Origin of the sequence: Sphingobacterium sp. HJSM2_6, from assembly GCF_049316305.1 — a bacterium.
Classification (GTDB): domain Bacteria; phylum Bacteroidota; class Bacteroidia; order Sphingobacteriales; family Sphingobacteriaceae; genus Sphingobacterium.
In genome coordinates this window covers 79,702-97,745 of the sequence record NZ_JBMOXB010000001.1, presented here as the reverse complement: position 1 = coordinate 97,745, position 18,044 = coordinate 79,702, and the positions used below count along the sequence as shown (strand labels likewise).

At 36.6% G+C, this 18,044-nt stretch carries 15 protein-coding genes; 8 read left to right on the top strand and 7 right to left on the bottom strand.

Translation table 11 applies throughout. The features are described from left to right. The first annotated feature begins 234 nt into the window (after positions 1-234). Genes ACFRAE_RS00405 through ACFRAE_RS00390 form a run of 4 tightly spaced genes read left to right on the top strand, consistent with a single transcriptional unit; the run spans position 235 to position 7,672 of the window. Positions 235-1,569: an IPT/TIG domain-containing protein gene (locus tag ACFRAE_RS00405; protein WP_422795132.1), complete on the top strand. Its 1,335-nt coding sequence runs from the start codon at positions 235-237 to the stop codon at positions 1,567-1,569. Between the two features lie 11 nt (positions 1,570-1,580). Next, entirely contained in the window at positions 1,581-4,709 is a 3,129-nt protein-coding gene (locus tag ACFRAE_RS00400) for a SusC/RagA family TonB-linked outer membrane protein (protein ID WP_422795131.1), read from the top strand. Positions 4,710-4,729: 20 nt separating this feature from the next. Further along, positions 4,730-6,754 (top strand): RagB/SusD family nutrient uptake outer membrane protein, encoded by a 2,025-nt coding sequence (locus tag ACFRAE_RS00395; RefSeq protein ID WP_422795130.1) that lies wholly within the window; start codon positions 4,730-4,732, stop codon positions 6,752-6,754. A 21-nt stretch (positions 6,755-6,775) separates the two neighbouring features. Then, the gene (locus ACFRAE_RS00390) at positions 6,776-7,672 is read left to right on the top strand and encodes a BT_3044 domain-containing protein (RefSeq protein WP_422795129.1); all 897 of its coding nucleotides are present in this window, start codon (positions 6,776-6,778) and stop codon (positions 7,670-7,672) included. Positions 7,673-7,730: 58 nt separating this feature from the next. Here ACFRAE_RS00390 and ACFRAE_RS00385 read toward each other — a convergent pair whose 3' ends face one another. After that, a complete protein-coding gene (locus tag ACFRAE_RS00385) occupies positions 7,731-8,642 on the bottom strand; it encodes an NAD(P)/FAD-dependent oxidoreductase (protein ID WP_422795128.1) in 912 nt (303 codons plus the stop codon). A gap of 263 nt (positions 8,643-8,905) precedes the next feature. Beyond that, positions 8,906-9,418, bottom strand: coding sequence for a RidA family protein (locus ACFRAE_RS00380; RefSeq protein ID WP_422795127.1), 513 nt, complete (start codon positions 9,416-9,418; stop codon positions 8,906-8,908). A gap of 112 nt (positions 9,419-9,530) precedes the next feature. On the opposite strand from ACFRAE_RS00380, the gene ACFRAE_RS00375 reads away from it, so the two are divergent. Continuing rightward, positions 9,531-9,911, top strand: coding sequence for a Fur family transcriptional regulator (locus ACFRAE_RS00375; RefSeq protein ID WP_422795126.1), 381 nt, complete (start codon positions 9,531-9,533; stop codon positions 9,909-9,911). Here the strand turns inward: ACFRAE_RS00375 and ACFRAE_RS00370 are convergent. Continuing rightward, complete coding sequence (locus tag ACFRAE_RS00370; protein ID WP_422795125.1) at positions 9,908-10,429, bottom strand: GNAT family N-acetyltransferase; 522 nt, start codon at positions 10,427-10,429, stop codon at positions 9,908-9,910. The genes ACFRAE_RS00375 and ACFRAE_RS00370 overlap by 4 nt on opposite strands. A gap of 230 nt (positions 10,430-10,659) precedes the next feature. On the opposite strand from ACFRAE_RS00370, the gene ACFRAE_RS00365 reads away from it, so the two are divergent. Beyond that, entirely contained in the window at positions 10,660-11,913 is a 1,254-nt protein-coding gene (locus ACFRAE_RS00365) for a Gfo/Idh/MocA family protein (RefSeq protein ID WP_422795124.1), read from the top strand. Between the two features lie 79 nt (positions 11,914-11,992). Here ACFRAE_RS00365 and ilvD read toward each other — a convergent pair whose 3' ends face one another. Genes ilvD through ACFRAE_RS00350 form a run of 3 tightly spaced genes read right to left on the bottom strand, consistent with a single transcriptional unit; the run spans position 11,993 to position 15,656 of the window. Then, complete coding sequence (gene ilvD / locus ACFRAE_RS00360) at positions 11,993-13,684, bottom strand: dihydroxy-acid dehydratase (RefSeq protein WP_422795123.1); 1,692 nt, start codon at positions 13,682-13,684, stop codon at positions 11,993-11,995. 22 nt (positions 13,685-13,706) lie between these two features. Then, positions 13,707-14,780: a Gfo/Idh/MocA family protein gene (locus tag ACFRAE_RS00355; protein WP_422795122.1), complete on the bottom strand. Its 1,074-nt coding sequence runs from the start codon at positions 14,778-14,780 to the stop codon at positions 13,707-13,709. Positions 14,781-14,783: 3 nt separating this feature from the next. Beyond that, positions 14,784-15,656 (bottom strand): amidohydrolase family protein, encoded by an 873-nt coding sequence (locus ACFRAE_RS00350; RefSeq protein WP_422795121.1) that lies wholly within the window; start codon positions 15,654-15,656, stop codon positions 14,784-14,786. A 159-nt stretch (positions 15,657-15,815) separates the two neighbouring features. Between ACFRAE_RS00350 and ACFRAE_RS00345 the strand changes: the two genes are divergently transcribed. Together ACFRAE_RS00345 and ACFRAE_RS00340 are read left to right on the top strand one after the other, a co-directional pair. After that, a complete protein-coding gene (locus tag ACFRAE_RS00345; RefSeq protein WP_422795120.1) occupies positions 15,816-16,718 on the top strand; it encodes an AraC family transcriptional regulator in 903 nt (300 codons plus the stop codon). 41 nt (positions 16,719-16,759) lie between these two features. Further along, the gene (locus tag ACFRAE_RS00340) at positions 16,760-17,689 is read left to right on the top strand and encodes an alpha/beta hydrolase (RefSeq protein ID WP_422795119.1); all 930 of its coding nucleotides are present in this window, start codon (positions 16,760-16,762) and stop codon (positions 17,687-17,689) included. A gap of 15 nt (positions 17,690-17,704) precedes the next feature. Here the strand turns inward: ACFRAE_RS00340 and ACFRAE_RS00335 are convergent, their stop codons facing one another. Next, positions 17,705-18,043, bottom strand: coding sequence for a hypothetical protein (locus ACFRAE_RS00335; RefSeq protein WP_422795118.1), 339 nt, complete (start codon positions 18,041-18,043; stop codon positions 17,705-17,707). Position 18,044: the final 1 nt, after the last annotated feature.

Sequence of the window (18,044 nt, the reverse complement as noted above, 5' to 3'; positions counted from 1 at the left end):
CATTAATCCATATCCATTTTCCTTTGTAATGCGCGAACTAGTTGGAGATGGGATGGAATCTTATAACACGGGCAGATTAAGATAATTTTTAAGGAAATTAAATCACTTGTTTACCATTTTTGATAAATTGAAATAAAATATAATGATATTTTAGTAATGTTTAGTTAATATTTATTAAATATCCATTTCCTAATCTTGCAGCGGTAAACGATTTATTAACTAAACACATTTCAGATGATTTTATTTCGACCTCAGTTTTATCTGATGGTTGCAATCTTGGTAGTTTTAACAAGTTGCGAACAAAAAGAATCGATTGTTGGTAAGGAACATGATCCCAACAAGTCCATTGTTTTAACCTCTTTTTTTCCTAGAGAAGGAGGTGCGCGGGAGAAAATTTTATTAGACGGTGAAAATTTTGGTGTCGATATTTCTAAAATTAAAGTTTTTTTTAATAAAACGCAGGCCACCCTCATTTCTTCCAATGGCGATCGTATTTATGCACTAGTCCCAAGACTTCCCGGGGCAGATCCTAAAATTTCAATTGTAGTAGGCAAAGATAGCATGAGTTATGAGAATACTTTTAATTATCGTACCCAAGCGCAAGTAAGTACGGTAACTGGAAATGGAGTAAAGAGTTTTAAACCAGGAATGTTATCGGAGGCTGAAGTATATGGTAAATATTTAGAATTAGATGCTGAAGGGAATATTTTTATGTCTTGGCGTGATGGTGGAACATTTGGCGTAGCGCGTATTAATGAGTTACAAAATATTGTTACACCATTAATTGAAGCTAATACCGCAACGGATCGAATTTTATTTGCAAATGGATTAACCGTTGACCGTTCCACTGGAATGTTAACAGCTTCGCATGAATCTGTAAAGGAGGTCATGTTCACCTTTGATCCTCGAGAAGCTTGGTATCCTAGGCAAAAGAATATGAAATATTCCAGCTCGGATCTAAATTCTATCGTAGAAGCAGATCGCTATAAAAATTTTATAACCTATTGTCCTTATAACAAGCATCTTTATACTCGGTATCGAGATGGTAAAATTGCAAAGATTAATCCAGAGACCTTACAAGCAACCATTGTGCATCAAGGACCTATCGGATCGCAATATGGTCAAGCTATTAATCCGGCAAAACCATGGTTATTGTATATCACGCTTCATTCCAATGCATCACCAATCGAGTATAGGCAAGGCATTTCAGTGCTAGATTTGCGAGATCCTAATGGTTCAGGAGGTTTCAAAAGATTAAACGCTCCTGGAGGAAGTAGCTTTAGAGATGGTCCATTGGCAGATGCACTCTTTAATTATCCTAAGGATATCAAATTTGATAATAGTGGGAACATGTTTGTTGCCGACTATGGAAATCATTGTATTCGGATGGTATCGGCAGATGATATGGTGACTACCGTAGCAGGACAGCCCGGAAAGTCAGGTTATAAGGATGGAGGTCCCGTTGAATCCTTATTTAATCAACCTTGGGGAGTTGCCGTTAATGAGCAAGGCGACATTTATATCGCCGATTGGAACAACGCTCGAATCAGAAAACTAGTTATTGAATAATCACCTTTATAATGAAATTTAAACTCTTAGTATTTTCCTTTCTATGTTGCTTTTTACTAAGTACCAGCTATGGGCAGGAAATAAAACAATTTATTATTGCTGGGAACGTGCTTGGTCCAGATCAGAAACCTCTTGCTAATGTTTCCATATATGTTAAAGACAAAGCAAACATTGGCACTTCCAGTGATAAAGACGGTAAGTTTAGTATTAAAGTAGCATATGGCGATAAAATAGTCTTTAGTTTTGTAGGTTACCAGATTTTTGAACATTTAGTGGTAGAAGAAACCAATGATTTGACGATAAATCTATTAGAAAATAATGCACAAATAGATGAAGTGATTGTTGTTGGTTTAGGAAGTGTGCAAAGGAAGATAAGTTCAGTAGGCGCAATAACGACAGTGGATGCGAAAGATTTGCAATCTCCAGCGCCTTCCATAAGCAATTTATTAGGAGGGAGAGCTGCAGGGGTGATATCTTTGCAAACAAGTGGTGAGCCAGGTCAAAACATTGCCGATTTCTGGGTTCGTGGAATTGGTACTTTTGGCTCTAATAATAAAGCTTTGGTATTGATCGATGGATTGGAAGGAGATTTAAATACCATTGATCCGGCAGATATCGAGAGTTTCTCCATTTTAAAAGATGCCTCGGCAACGGCAGTTTATGGTGTTCGTGGAGCAAATGGCGTGGTCTTAGTAACGACAAAACGTGGTTTGGTTGACCGCATTCAAATTACGGCGAGAGCAAATACTACCTTATCCTACTTAAATAGATTGCCAAAGTATTTAGAAGCTTATGATTACGCCTTATTAGCTAACGAGGCAAATATCATACGTGGTAATTCGCCGATCTATAATGAAACAGAAATGGGAATTATTCGGGATGGTTTGGATCCAGATTTATTTCCAAATGTAAATTGGCAAGAGGAAATATTAAACCAAAATTTTTGGAAAAGTAGCTATTATTTGAGTGGAAGAGGAGGTAGCGAAGTAGCTCGATATTTTTTGAGCCTTGGTACGAAAGATGAAGCTGCAGCTTATAAGGTAGATAAAAAGAGCATATACAGTTCGAACGTAGGATTTAAAACATACAATTATAGAATAAACCTGGATATTAACCTTACAAAATCTACAAAAGTGTTTTTAGGTTCGGATGGTTTTTTATCTAAGTTGGATCAACCAGGCATTGCAAATACGGATTATATTTGGGGCGCGCAATCCAGGTTGACACCTTTATCCATTCCTACCCAATATTCAAATGGATTATTACCTGGCCGGGGGAGTGAAGACCGTTCATCTCCTTACGTTATGATTAATAGAACCGGTAAAGCGTCCGATCAAGTATATCAAGGGAAGTCTACCTTAGCCTTAAATCAAGATTTATCAACATTTATTGAAGGATTGAAATTCAGAGTTCAAGGTGCTTTTGACATTAAAAGTTATTTTGATGAAAAGAGATTCATTCAACCGGCATTGTACAATGCATTAGGCAGAGCGGCCAATGGATCTTTGATTATGTTTCGCTCTGTGGAGGAAAAAAAAGCAATCTATGAACGTAACACCAGGCAGTATAGAAAGTATTTCTTAGAATCTGCATTAAATTATGACCGCAAATTTGCGGAAGATCATAGAACATCTGCTTTAATTTATTATTACATCAGTGATGAAAAGGATAGTAAAGATTCTAAAAGTAATTTAGAAGCAATACCACTTCGGTATCAAGGTGTTTCCAGTCGCTTTACATATGGTTATAAGGATACTTATTTGTTGGATGCCAATTTTGGATATACAGGTTCAGAAAATTTTCAACCTGGCAGGCAATATGGTTTTTTCCCTTCCATAGCTTTAGGTTGGGTGCCTACAGGGTATAAATTCCTTCAACAGGCGGCACCTTGGTTAAATTATGCAAAAATAAGAGCATCCTATGGTACCGTTGGGAATGACCGTATTTCGGATTATCGTTTTCCATACCTAACTAAAGTAAACCAAAACAATAACGTTGATATTTGGGGTATTACAGGGATTGAGACTATCAATGAAACAAGGATAGGTGCAGATAATCTAGCATGGGAACGAGCAATAAAATTTAATGTTGGCTTTGAAGGTCGATTGTTCAATGATAAATTGGACTTTGTATTGGATTATTTCCATGATCAGCGGAATGGGATCTTTCAACAACGTGTTCAAGTTCCTGAGTTTGTTGGGGCGGTATCCAATCCTTTTGCGAATGTTGGGCGTATGGAAAGTTCAGGAATGGATGGTAATATCAGTTATAAAACAACTATTGCTAGCGACTTGGGCTTTACTTTCCGAGGTAATTTTACGTATTCAAAAAATAAAGTTCAAAATTGGGAGCAGGCCTATTTAGAATACCCATACTTGGAATATAATGGATTTCCATTGAATTCTATCCGTGGATTCCAATCTTTAGGTTTATTCCGTAATGTGGATGATATTAACTATAGCCCTAAACAAACATTTGGAGAAGTGCTGCCTGGTGACATTAAATATAAGGATGTGAATGGAGATGGGATGATTAATAAATTGGATATGGTACCCCTGACCCATAGTAATTATCCCTTATTAATGTATGGGTTCGGCGGAGAAATAGCTTATAAAAACTTCAGTTTGGGGATTTTGTTTAAGGGGACAGGAAAAACTGCTTACTTCAATGTAGGTCAAAAAACAAAAGTTAAAGATGTGGAAAAAGTAAATGGCACAGGATTTATGCCATTTTTTGAAGGGCCTTTAGGAAACGTATTGACTCTTGCAGCTGATCCCGCAAATCGATGGATCCCTAAGGATTATGCCATAGCACATGGAATTGATGAGTCTTTAGCAGAAAATCCAAATGCTATGTTTCCCCGATTACAATATGGTAGCAACAGCAATAATAGTCAATTGTCTGATTTTTGGCAAGGAGATTCCAGGTACTTACGGCTACAGGAGATTACCCTAAATTACCACCTCAGTAAAAACCTATTGAAAAGAATTGGCGTGTCTTCCTTAGATCTTCAATTGGTTGGTAATAACCTATATATCTGGGATAAGGTAAAGATTTATGATCCTGAACAAGCGGTATGGAATGGTAGAAAATACCCTATTCCTTCTACATATTCTTTCCAAGTATACCTTAATTTTTAATTAAAGAAAAGATTGATAAGATGAAATACTATGCAATAATCATACGAATAATTCAGATTATGGTTCTAATTCCCATTTTCTATTTTACAAGTTCCTGTAAAGACTATTTAAATATCGATAATTATTTTGATGATGAATTTAATATAGATTCTGCGTTCAGTAATGCTAGGAATATGGAGGCATATATGTGGGGAGCAGCAGCCATGTTTCCTGATGAATCCAATACAATTCGTTTAGGATTTACGCCAGGACCAATGGCTACAGATGAAGCTTTGAACGGCTTAACTGGAGGTGGATCTAGCAATGTGTATTACGGGATGGATTTTGCAACAGGGCGTATTTCACCTGTATTTTATGGAGATGGTAGCCCTAATATGAATCAATGGAATAAGTTTTATAAGATCATTAGGAAGACCAATTTGGTTCTCAATAATTTGGATCGCCCACAGGATCTAACAAGTATAGACCGTCAAAAAATAGAAGGCTTTACCCGGTTTATTCGAGCTTATGCTTATTATAATTTACTGATAGATTATGGCCCTCCGATTTTGGTAGGGAATGAGGTTATCAATACAAATGAAACCATAGCCTATTACGATCGCGCTAGATCCACGTATGATGAAGCGGTAGCATATATTTGTACAGAATTTGAACAGGCGGCTCAATTTATGTCGGAGGATGTAGGCATCTTAGATTTTGGTAAACCAACTCGAGGAGCAGCCCTGGCATTAGTTGCTCGGTTACGGTTAATACATGCCAGTCCATTGTTTAATGGGGGACAAGTTGCCAAAACGTATTATTCGTCTTGGAAGCGAAAAACAGATGATCAACATTATGTTTCTCAACATTATGATGAAAAAAGATGGGCAATCGCCGCTGCAGCAGCTAAGCGTGTAATGGATATGGGTAGGTATAAATTGTATACCGTAGAATCAGATTTAAAAACAAAGCGCTTACCAACAGGAGTAACTGTTGATCCAAATTATTATGGAAGTTATCCAAGTGGGGCCATGGGAATTGATCATTTAAAATCGTATTCAAATATTTTTACGGGGGAATCGGTAGCAGCCATTAATCCAGAAATAATTTGGGGAAGAAACACAAAATATATTAATGAGTATTTAAACAAGGGATCATTTCCTCCATCATTAGGTGGATGGGGTCGGTTTTGTGTGACTCAAAAAGTTGTAGATGCCTATTTGATGGATGATGGTAGAACCAAGGATGAAGCGAAAGTAGATGGATACTATTCAGAAACTGGTTTCACTACCCAGCCCCGCAACTTTTCAGATTATCCTTTAAATGCTGGAGTTTATAATATGTATGCAAATCGGGAGATGCGGTTTTATGCTTCAATAGGTTTTAATGAAGCTGTATGGCCAGCCTTGTCTAGTGGCTCGGTAAAAAATTACACCGCTAAATATTATTACCAAGATGCTGATGGACGTGGGGGGGTCACGGCTACATCCCCGAATTATCCAATCACAGGCTATGTCATTAAAAAGTATAATCATCCTTTGGATGCCTTTCAAGGTACGGGAGCTCGGCAAATGAATAAGGCATATGTTATTATCCGATATGCGGAAATACTGTTATCCTATGCCGAAGCGCTTAATAATTTGACTGGATCTCATACGGTTCAGTTGAATGAAAAGTCATATACCATTAGTCGAGATTTAGAAGAAATCAAGAACTCTTTCAACAGTATCCGTTATCGAGCGGGATTACCAGGGTTATCAGCGAGTCAATTGGCCGACCCTGGCATCGTACAAAAACAAATAGAAAGAGAGCGAATGATTGAATTTTTATGGGAAAACAGAAGGTTTTACGACGTCCGCCGTTGGGGGATTTATGAAGAAACGGAGCGAGAGCCTATCCGTGGTATGAATCCAGATGGAGCGACTAAGGAAGCGTATTATCAACGGGTAATTCCAGGTACATCCTCGTTTTTAACAAGGGAAGTCAATCGAAAATTGATTTGGATGCCAATTCCAAGAGATGAATTGAGGAGATTGCCATCGTTAGATCAAAATCCCGGTTATTAATCAAACACTATTAGAAATATTATGAACATTCGTTTAATAAACCTACTGGCCATCGCTATGATGTGTAGTTCATGCAAGGATGGCGAAATTTTTGAGAAAGAGATGTATAAAAATGTGGTAGCATTAATCAGTAGTGAATATCATAACACTTTTCAAGAAGTAGTTCCACTGACTGGCTCAGAGGTTACTGGATATCTGGCGGCCTCTTCTGGAGGGACACATGCTACCAATAAAGATTTAGTGATTGAATTGGAGGAAAGTAAAGAGCCATTTGATAAATACAATTGGGCATTGTTTGATGCGGACGAAAGCCTCTATGCTAAATTACTTTCTAAAGACAAGTATGAAATTTCAGATTATTCCATTACGATAAAAGCAGGCGAACGGATTGGACGCACCGTTGTAAAAATTCGTCCAGAGGGTTTATCTCCAGATTCAACCTACTTTATTGCTTTGAAAGCGAAAGGTTCTGATGCTTTGGAAATAAATGAAAAGAAAAATACCATTCTATACCAAGTGCTTATCGCGAATGATTATGCTTCGCAAAATAAGAATGATTTTTATACCATGGCTGGTCTTTCCAACAATATGGTGGTGGCGGGAAATAAAAGATTTTTTCCGCTTTCAAAAAATACAGTTCGAACGATAGCTGGTACTGAAACTTTCGAAAATTCCTTGAAACATATTGAAAATACGTCCATCATCATTGAAGTCAATGCGGATAATTCTTTAACGATTAAACCTTACAAGAATTTAGAGATGAAACAAGTAAATGGAAATCCTAGGTATACGAATCATTATTATCTTGAGGAAGCTTTTGGTAGGAAATTTCATGTATTTTCATTGTCTTACGAATACAGCATTGCTAAGGTAACCCACTACATGGAAGAAGAATTAAGATTAGAAATAATTAATTGATCGTTATAAACTAAGAAAAGGATTAGGGGCCTATCGTTTGGATATGCCCCTTATTTTTTTAGAAAGCTACTTCAGATAATTCTTTGTTTATCAAGGCGCCTACTAAGTTTCCAGAAGCGACCGCATTTGCTACAGATCGCATAGGGCTTGAATTATCACCACATGCATAAACGCCTTTCACCGTAGTCATTTGGAATTGATCGACTTTTAAATAGCCAAGTTCATTGCATTCACAACCTAATTGATTTATAATAGAACTGGATTGTTCGAAGGGTAACCTTGCGTACAAGACCTCGAGTGAGATGGATGTATTATCGGAGAAAATAACTGCTTTCAAGACCCCGTTTTCTTGTGTTATTTCTTGAACTTTTTTCTCGATGATCTCAATGCCTTTAGACGATAGTTTTTGGGTTTGTTCGCTAGAAAAATTGGATGGACCGTTGGTTAGAATTCGCAAATCTTTGCTTAAGTTATATACTAACTGGGTAATATGGAAGGCTACTTCTCCATTCATTAGGATTCCCGTTTTTTGGTTCTTAGCTTCATAGCCATGACAATATGGACAATGAACTACCGAAATGCCCCAACAATTGCTGAAACCAGGAATGTCGGGCATTAAATCTTTAATTCCTGTCGCTAACACGACTTTGCTTGCCGTAAAAGTTTTAGTTGATTTTGTTTTAATGATAAAGTGCTTATCCATACTTTGCACCGCTATTGCTTCATCGTTGAGGAATTGAATAGAATCGTAAGCGAGCACTTGTTTTTTTGCTTTTTCAGCGATTAGCGATGGCTTTTCACCATCCTGAGTTATAAAATTATGAGAGTGAGGGGTCTGTTTATTGCAAGGTTGGCCATGGTCTATTATTAAGACTCTTCTTAGGCATCTTCCTAGGGACATTGCCGCCGATAAGCCGGCATAACTACCACCAATAATGATGACATCAAAAATAGTATTTTCTTCGTTCATATCTTTTTATTTAAAGCTTATTTTAAAGGTTTGATGTTAAAATTTATTTAATTATTTCGGCCGTTTTTCAGTTTTTAAAAGCTAGTGTATAATCTATTTCTCATTGTTCTATCTTTTGAATATCCACACCTAAATCCAGTATATTTTCTCATTATAATCAAAACATCAACAATAACTTCCATACAATACATCGTTCGTAATAAGTACCTAGGAAATAGTTGAAATTTTTAAGTTAAGGCTAGTCCTTTTAATTGCTATCGAAGTTATTCCGGAATTAAAGCTTCCATTTCAATTTCAATCATTATTTGTGGCAAGCCTAATTCTTTTACACCAATCCAACTGCCTGTAGGGAATTGTTTTTTATAGATTTGACTACGGTAATGCGCATTTTTTTGTAAATCTAGCATGCTAGTGGTGTAAATATTTTCTAAGTAAACATCATCAAAGGTACAGCCATAATGCGTTAAAATTTTGGAAAGACTAGCATAGCAATTTTCCATTTGTGCTAAATAATCACCTGTTCCCAAGGGTTTGCCTTGATCATCCATGCTGATTACTCCACCTATTTTTACGGTATTACCCACTTTAACGGCTTGTGTGTATCCATACATTTTTTCTAGTTGGGGTCTTAAATAAAAATAGCTTGGTTTTTGCGATTGTTCAATAGTATCTTGTGATTTTCCAATACCTTCATGATTACCGTTCTTGCAGCTGTTTAAGCTTAAAACAAGTGCTAATGTAAATAAATTACTTAATGTTATAATTGTTGTTTTCATGATTTAAAATTTATGTTTATACAAACATAAACATTAATATTATTATCGCGACAATATCGCAATAAATTAATGCGATTTTTTTGCATTAACTTTGCAGTTGATTGAATTTCGTATGAAAAGAAGAAATACTGCAAGCAAGGATGCCGTTTTAGACTTATTAATAAAAAATAGAAAAGCGATGAGTCATATTGCAATTGAGCAAGGTTTGGCTATTGAAATGGATAGGGCGACTATATATAGGATTTTAAACCGATTCTGCGACGATGGACTAGTTCATCGAATAGTTGCAGAAGATGGAAAGCAATATTTTGCGGTATGCATGAAATGTGATGAAAATAGTTTTACTGATAATCATTTTCATTTTCGATGTAAAACATGTCAAACCATAGAGTGTTTAATGGAAGCCGTACATTTTTCAGTGCCGACAGGTTATGAGGTGGAAAGTGTGAATTGTGTATTAACTGGAGTATGTAGGGATTGCGTTGGAAGTTAACCGACGCGTAAACCCATGATACTCAAACTTCTTTCTATGCCATCTAAATTGGCAATGTTTGGTAATAATGCCCATTCTTCGAATTGGAATTTCTTAAATAAGTTGATGCTGGGGGTATTGTGTGCAAAGATAAAACCTAATAATGTCTTGATGCCCATTTTTGGAGCTTCGGCTATACAATGCTGAAGGATGTATTTACCCAAACCTTGAGATCTGTAATTTGGATCTAAATAAATGCTTATCTCCGCCGTTCCTTGATAGGCTGGTCTTCCATAAAAGGATTGAAAACTAACCCATCCTACAATTTCTTGTTGTTCATTCTCTAGCATCCAAATGGGTCTTGTTGCCGAGTTATGATTGTCAAACCACGGTTTTTTACTTTCGACTGTGACTAATTCTGTATCTGCAGTTACTAATCGAGAAGCTATAGTGCTATTATAGATTTCAGTGATTCTTGGTAAATCAGCGATTAGAGCATCTCTAAATGTATACATGATTTTTGGGGTCGTTAAGTTCATCTTTTGTGCTGAATGTCTAGCACATCAAAGATAATAATACTTGGTTTTTAAATAGAAATTTACTGCATTTGTAAGTTGATTTCTTAAATAGGAGTGGGGATTATTCAATGCGTTTACTTGATTATTAGGTTAATAATGGTTAATTTTAAAACTAAACCTAGGCTAATTCAAGAATATTCTTAAACCTACCTCTTGAAAAAGGCCATTTATAGATCAACCAAAATTATAATATGATGCAAGACAACCATTTTTCAGGAGAGTCCAGGAGGAAATTTTTACAAAAATTAGGCCTTGGGGTTACCGCCGTAAGTTTAGGACAGATGGGCTGTAGTACGGGTAAAAACACGGTCTCTAACGCGGTAAGCAATCAAATTGACTTGACTTCCATTGCTGGATTTGAAAAAATCAGTACCGACCCTAGCACCTCTATTGGCTGGGTTCCTATTTCAGATCGAAAAATCAAAGTAGGATTGGTGGGGCATGGCGTATGTAAATTTGCCGTCTCCTTCGGATTTCAAGACCATCCTAATATTGAAGTTGTTGCGGTAAGTGATTTGTTTCCTGACCGTTTAAAAGAAATGGCAGAAGCAGCTAGATGTAACAAGACTTATGCCTCCTTAGAGGAAATGTTGAAAAATGATAAAGACATTGAGGCCGTCTTTTTAGCGACGGATGCTCCTAATCATGCAAAGCATGCGATTATGGCTTTGGAGCGAGGATTGCATGTGGCCTGCGCAGTGCCAGCAGTTTGGGCGACCACAGATGAAGCGGATAAACTTTATGAAGTTTGGAAAAAAAGTGGTAAAAAATATATGCTTTTTGAAACATCGGCATTCCATGAAGATGTTCACATCATGCGTGAACTTTATAAACGAGATTATTTTGGACGAATTATTTATGCGGAAGGAGAGTATTATCACTTTTTTGAAACGCCACTAGCAAGCCACAATAATTGGCGGAATGGGCTTATTCCACAGTGGTATCCAACTCATTCTAATGGGTATTATTTATGTGTAACAGGTCAGCGTTTTCTAGAAGTATCTTGTGTCGGTACTCCGAGTAAATTAGAACAATTTCAGCCCCAAAATAATCCTTATAAAAATTCATTTGGTACGGAGATCGCTACTTTCAAAACCAGTGAACAAGGTACTGCAAGAATGATTGTAAGTTGGGATACCCCAGGATTTGGCGCAGAGGCTGGTCGTATTAGGGGTGAAAAAGGTTCATACTATAACAATCGATTTGAAGGTTTAGCTAAAGATATTCCAAGTATAAAAAGACCACCATTACCGCCTAGCGTTCAAGGGGGACATCACGGAGGATCACATGGTCATTTGACCAATGAATTTGTGAAATCCATTTTAGAAGATCGACCACCATTAATTGATATGCCACTTGCCTTAAACTTAACAGTTTCAGGGATTGTAGCCCATCAATCTGCCTTAAAAGGCGGAGAGTGGTTGAAAATTCCGCAGTATGCTTAATTAGTTCGATTTAATTATAGCTAAGATATTCACCTATATTAACACAAGTAATTATAGGTGAATGTCTTATGTTATTTTACTAGCTTTCGTATGGAAGATCAGTCACGCAACCAATGGATGCAGAAGTTACATTTTGAGCATATTTATAGAGCACACCGCTTGTGATACGCGGATGTGGGGCGATCCACTGCTTCAATCGTTCTTGGAGTTGAGCCTCTTCCAAATTGATTTCTACGAGGTTATTTTTTATATCAATTGTTAGGGTATCTCCTTGTTGAATGATGGCAATGGGACCACCTTCAAAAGCTTCTGGAGAGATATGGCCGACCACAAAACCATGCGTACCCCCAGAAAAACGACCATCGGTAATTAAGGCAACATCATTACCTAATCCAGCACCCATAATAGCAGCTGTTGGTTTCAGCATTTCGGGCATTCCTGGTCCTCCTTTCGGACCCACATAGCGAATGACTAAAACATCTCCAGCGTGTATTTTGCCTTCTTCAATAGCTTCTACAGCACTGTCTTCATTTTCAAAAACTTTTGCTTTGCCTGTGAAAAACTCGCCTTCTTTGCCTGTGATTTTTGCTACAGCTCCTTTGGGCGCTATATTTCCATAGAGAATTTGTATGTGTCCAGTTGATTTTATGGGTTTTTGAACCGGTACAAGAATGTTAAATTTATTGTCCCAAGGAGTAATATGTTCCAGATTTTCTGCAATTGTTTTTCCGGTAACTGTTAAGCAATCACCATCCAATAGCTTTTCTTCTAATAAGATTTTTAAAATGGCAGGCGTTCCACCACATTCGTGAACATCTTCCATCAGGTATTTACCGCTTGGTTTAAGATCGGCTATATAAGGAGTATGATTGCTAATCTGTTGAATGTCATCTAGGCTAAGTTTCAGGTCGAAAGCACGAGCTATAGCGAGGTAATGCAATACCGCATTGGTAGATCCACCAAGAGCCATGACTACGGTTAGAGCATTTCGTAAAGAAGCCGCTGTTACGATATCTCGCGGTTTTAAATCTATTTCTAACAGGTGTTTGATCGCATGTGCAGCCTGTTTACACTCCTCTTTTTTATCTTGACTTATCGCAGGATAGGAGGAACTGTATGGAAGGGATATGCCTAAAGCTTCTAACGAAGAAGACATGGTATTTGCGGTATACATTCCACCACAAGCACCTGCACCAGGACAGGCATTTTTTATGATTTGATTTAATTCATTTTCGTCAATTTGACCAGCTAATTTGGACCCATAAGCTTCAAATGTGGTCAATACGTTAAGCTTGTTGCCTTTGTATTTTCCAGAATGGATGCTTCCTCCATAGACCATTAAACTTGGACGGTTTAATCGGCCCATAGCAATAGCTGCACCAGGCATGTTTTTATCACATCCCATAATGGAAATCAGACCATCATACCATTGAGCGCCCATGACCATCTCGATACTATCTGCAATTAAGTCTCTTGATGGTAAGGAAAAATTCATCCCTTGGGTTCCCATGCTAATCGCATCACTTACACCGATGGTGTTGAACGTCATGGGATTTAAGTCTATGCTGGGCAATTCATTGGCTACAATAGCCGCTAAATCATTTAGATGCATATTGCAGGGGTTGCCTGAATAGCCTGCACTAGCGATTCCAATTTGAGGGTTTTTCAGCGTGATTTCTGTCAAACCAACAGCATGGAGCATTGCTTTAGATCCTGGTTGGGAATCATTTTCAGTAATCTTCCTACTGAATTTATTTAATACGGTTTTCATTTAGATTTGATTAATACGGTTGTTAATTGGGGATTTCCGTTCCACCAAAATCATTGGATATATATGCAGCCTCGACCAATTGCATAGTCTCGTACGCTTTAATTATGTTGGTGTCATGTATTGCATGTGGGTTTTCTATGGCACACATCAAATCGGCCATGCTGGCAATAAAGGCATCGGGATACCAATGGCCTGGAACTGCTGCTGTGATCCATTTTTGAGGTTCAGCATCCTGAAGATAATACTCAAAATGATCAGGTTCGCCGGTAGGAAAGTTGATGTTTTTACCTAGGGTAGCTTTAATTGCGCCTTTTGTACCTTCAAATTTCACAAATGAATCTTGGTTTTTAAGTCCAAAATCATGTCCATGATTGGTATTCACGAATGCTCTTATAGGCATTTGGTAATCAAAAATGATAATGGATCTCGTTGAAGATAATTGCATTTGTTTAGGGTGTTGAACTGTTTTGGCATATACTTTTTTAGGCATTCCTAAAAAATATTTGATGATATCCATATAGTGGATGCTATGGTATAGCATTTCCATACGAGGAATTCCAAATAAGAATTCCCAAATTTCCCAGGGATGATATATATTCATTCGAATCTCTATGTCATGCAATTCACCAATAAGACCTTCGTCTATCATTCGTTTTGCAGCTATCAGGGATGGAATAAATTTCATTTGAAAATTGACACTGGCCCGAATATCTTTTTCTTTTACAATCCGCAGAATATCTTTGGCCTCTTGGAGTGTTTCACCTAGCGGTTTTTGAATCATGACATTGGAGTGATTGGGCAATTGATTGAGAATAGAGGCGATTTGAGAAGCAGGTACAGCGATATCGAAAACAGCCTGTTCAGGAGCTTCAGCGACCATAGTTTCCAAAAGATTGTAACTTTTAGGAATTTGAAATAATTCTTTTAATCGAAGAGATTTTTCTTCGTTTAAATCAAAAATACCATTCACTTTCCAATTTGCTTTTCGGTATGCAGGTAAATGAGCCTCTTCAATAATACTGCCGGCACCAATGATATATATGGGTGGAGGATTTTGGGGAATTTGAAAGTCGGTTGAAATTAATACATCATTCATTTTTTAAGATTCTAATTGGTAAAAATCTAAGGCATTTTGATAAAAAATTTGCTGTAGTTCTGAACTGTTTAGATGATCACAGAGTTCAAAGGCACAGGATAACCAAGTTTGGTATGTTGCTCCTAAAGTTACTACAGGCCAATCACTACCAAAGGCTATTCGATTTGTCCCGAACATTTCCAAGAGGTAGTCAACATAGGGTTTCAAATCTTCCGCTTTCCAATTGATGAGATCAGATTCGGTAATTAATCCAGATAATTTACAATAAACATTTGGATTGCTGCTTAGGGCTTTGATTTGGGATTTCCAATTATTGATTTCTTTGAACTTTATTGGAGGTTTTCCAGCATGATCTAAAATAAATTTCTGATGAGGAAATTTATCGACTAATTGTATCGCAGCATTTAGTTGATGAGCTTTAATGCCTAAATCAAAAGTCAAATTAAATTCGGCAAGTAATGGGAAGTTATCCATAAACGCTGTATTTCCATACAGCGTAATAGGCTCTTCTTCCAACCTTCGAATACCCTTAATTAGGGTGTTTTCTGTTAATTTCTCTAATAAAGATTTGGCGTCTTTTTCCTCTAGTGGGAAATATGGGATAATGGCAACAATTCTAGGGTCTAATGCTGCTAGTTCTTGTATATATTCAATTTCTTTTACATATAATTCTGGCAAACACTCGGCTTGAATAAAAATTAATTTATCGATTTGTACCTGTTTTGTTTCCTTGTAAAATTCGTTTAATTCAAAAGATTTGTTTAGTTCTGGAACAGTTATTAACCATGGATAGTGCAAGGAATTTACGTTCCAAAAATGAATATGGGCATCAATCAATTTAAAATTTTCTAATAATGGTTTATTGGTTGAAATCATAAGTTAAAATTATAAAGAATTATAAGAGGTTTTTGGTATTGATTTTACATAAATCTATACGAAATTGATTTATGTAAGGCAATTTGATAATTTTAAAGTATATTCATGCATACAAAACTGAATTTGTATTTCAGGTACACCTATTTAAAATAACCATGTATGAAACCCATTTATGCTAAACCTCCTATAGGTAATAGAACTGCCTTTCAAATTAGGAAAGATTATTTGGATGTTTTAGATACCAAATGGCACTACCATGCGGAATATGAATTGACATGTATCAAATACCCCTCCGGGAAAAGAATTGCTGGGAAAAGTATTTCATTATTTGAAGAATTAGATTTAGTATTTTTTGGACCTAATCTTCCTCATGCTTGGTCTTCAGAGTCTGCAATTGGGGAATCAAAAGCAATTGAATGTACAACTGTACCACATCCTTATGCGATTGTTGTACATTTTAGTAAATCCTGTTTTGGCGATTCTTTTTTTAGCATTCCAGAAATGACATCTATTTTAGGGGTATTGGAATTGAGTAATCGAGGGGTCTTAATTCAAGGAGCTTCCAGGAAAAAAATTGTAGACTTGATGGAAGAAATGCTGGATTGTTCAGATGCATTCCGTGTGATCAATCTATTGAAAATTTTAGATGAAATATCGAAATCGCAGGACGTTTCTTTATTGTCTTCAGCTGGATATTGGACCAATATCAACGATCATGATACGATCAGAATGAGTTCGATTTATGAGTTTATCATGAACAATTTTAAAAATGAAATAGATCTAGAAGAAATATCTTCCAAAGCACATATGACTCCATCGGCATTTTGTCGATACTTTAAAGCGAGGACAAAAAAAACCATGATAGAATTTATTAATGAACTACGTGTAAATTATGCCTGTCAATTGTTGGAGGAAAACACCAGAAGCATTACGCAAATATGTTTTGAAGCAGGATTTAACAATACCTCAAATTTTAATAGACGGTTCAAATTTATTAAAGGAATTACCCCACAACAATACAAATCAAACATTCAACATATTTTCCAAAAAAATAAAGTTTAAATTGTTAAAAAAATAGTCCATTCTAAACCAATAGTATATTTATGAAATCCACTTTCCCATATCTTTTATATTTCTTTTTAGGTTGTTTAAGTATAGTTAATAGTCATGCACAAGAAGTCGTTCCAGTTTATATTGGAGAAGTTCCCAATTCGAAGAAATCTGATTTAGCAGAATTCAAAAAACCTGATGATCTGGTGGGTGAGCTTACGCTGCAAGTTAAGGAGCCAAAAATGCTGATATTTAAACCGCAGGCTGCAAAAAACAATCATACTGCAATCATTATTTGCCCTGGTGGAGGATACCATGTCTTATTGACGGAACGGGAAGGTTCGGCGGTGGCAAAAAAATTAGCGGAGGAAGGATATACAGCCTTAGTTTTGCATTACCGATTGCCAAATGAGCAATATACCGTCAATCAGTCAATTGCACCCTTGCAAGATATTCAAATGGCTATTAAAAGGACAAGGGAACTTGCAAAATCTGGAAAAATTAATAGCAGTAGGGTAGGTGTGATGGGTTTTTCAGCAGGTGGTCATTTAGCATTAATGGGGGCTGTACATGATCAACATCCAGCGATTGAAAATCAAGAGCAGACTAGCTTGAAAGTTGATTTTGCTATTTTAGTCAATCCAGTGGCTAGTTTTGAAACAGGGATTGGGCATGAAGGGTCTAAAAAGAATCTATTAGGGAAATTTGAAAGTGAAGAAACTATTGCATTTTTCTCGGGAGAGAAGCAAATCAATGCGGCAACTGCTCCCATGTTTTTAGTCCATGCTTTGGATGATGTAGTTGTTCCAGTAGAAAATTCATTACGAGTTTTCGATCAATTAAGAATTCATAAAGTGCCGGTAGAATTACATGTTTACAGCAAAGGAGAGCATGGTTTTTTAACTGCTCCAAGTTTTGATGAATGGTTCAATCGCTGTTTAAATTGGCTACAATCCATGCACTATAATCAGCAAACCATTTAATTTTCAAAAGTTAGCCTAGATATCTTTTTTAACAATTTTTTCCTGCAGTAGGTTGGGTACGAATTCCCTATGCCATTCCGTTAAGTTTCCGTCTTCAAATCGAAAATGATAATGTTCATTTTCATAATAAGGGTAATTTCGATAGGAAATAACTTCTACGATTTTACCATTTTCCTTCTTTTTTTTGGATATGGTATACTTTGGTCCAAGTATGGAAGTAACTACTGCTTTTTTCATTCCAAGATTGATAATTTCTAAGTCGGTTGATTTTATGTTCGATACTTTTATCGCAGAACAAGAATGAATTAGTAAAACAGATAACAAACTGAGAATGATGAAGGGGATATTTTTCATA

Coding starts and splice junctions, on each gene's coding strand:
- ACFRAE_RS00405 (WP_422795132.1), top strand. CDS start 235: ATGATTTTATTTCGACCTCAGTTTTATCTGATGGTTGCAATCTTGGTA.
- ACFRAE_RS00400 (WP_422795131.1), top strand. CDS start 1,581: ATGAAATTTAAACTCTTAGTATTTTCCTTTCTATGTTGCTTTTTACTA.
- ACFRAE_RS00395 (WP_422795130.1), top strand. CDS start 4,730: ATGAAATACTATGCAATAATCATACGAATAATTCAGATTATGGTTCTA.
- ACFRAE_RS00390 (WP_422795129.1), top strand. CDS start 6,776: ATGAACATTCGTTTAATAAACCTACTGGCCATCGCTATGATGTGTAGT.
- ACFRAE_RS00385 (WP_422795128.1), bottom strand. CDS start 8,642: ATGAACGAAGAAAATACTATTTTTGATGTCATCATTATTGGTGGTAGT.
- ACFRAE_RS00380 (WP_422795127.1), bottom strand. CDS start 9,418: ATGAAAACAACAATTATAACATTAAGTAATTTATTTACATTAGCACTT.
- ACFRAE_RS00375 (WP_422795126.1), top strand. CDS start 9,531: ATGAAAAGAAGAAATACTGCAAGCAAGGATGCCGTTTTAGACTTATTA.
- ACFRAE_RS00370 (WP_422795125.1), bottom strand. CDS start 10,429: ATGAACTTAACGACCCCAAAAATCATGTATACATTTAGAGATGCTCTA.
- ACFRAE_RS00365 (WP_422795124.1), top strand. CDS start 10,660: ATGATGCAAGACAACCATTTTTCAGGAGAGTCCAGGAGGAAATTTTTA.
- ilvD (WP_422795123.1), bottom strand. CDS start 13,684: ATGAAAACCGTATTAAATAAATTCAGTAGGAAGATTACTGAAAATGAT.
- ACFRAE_RS00355 (WP_422795122.1), bottom strand. CDS start 14,780: ATGAATGATGTATTAATTTCAACCGACTTTCAAATTCCCCAAAATCCT.
- ACFRAE_RS00350 (WP_422795121.1), bottom strand. CDS start 15,656: ATGATTTCAACCAATAAACCATTATTAGAAAATTTTAAATTGATTGAT.
- ACFRAE_RS00345 (WP_422795120.1), top strand. CDS start 15,816: ATGAAACCCATTTATGCTAAACCTCCTATAGGTAATAGAACTGCCTTT.
- ACFRAE_RS00340 (WP_422795119.1), top strand. CDS start 16,760: ATGAAATCCACTTTCCCATATCTTTTATATTTCTTTTTAGGTTGTTTA.
- ACFRAE_RS00335 (WP_422795118.1), bottom strand. CDS start 18,043: ATGAAAAATATCCCCTTCATCATTCTCAGTTTGTTATCTGTTTTACTA.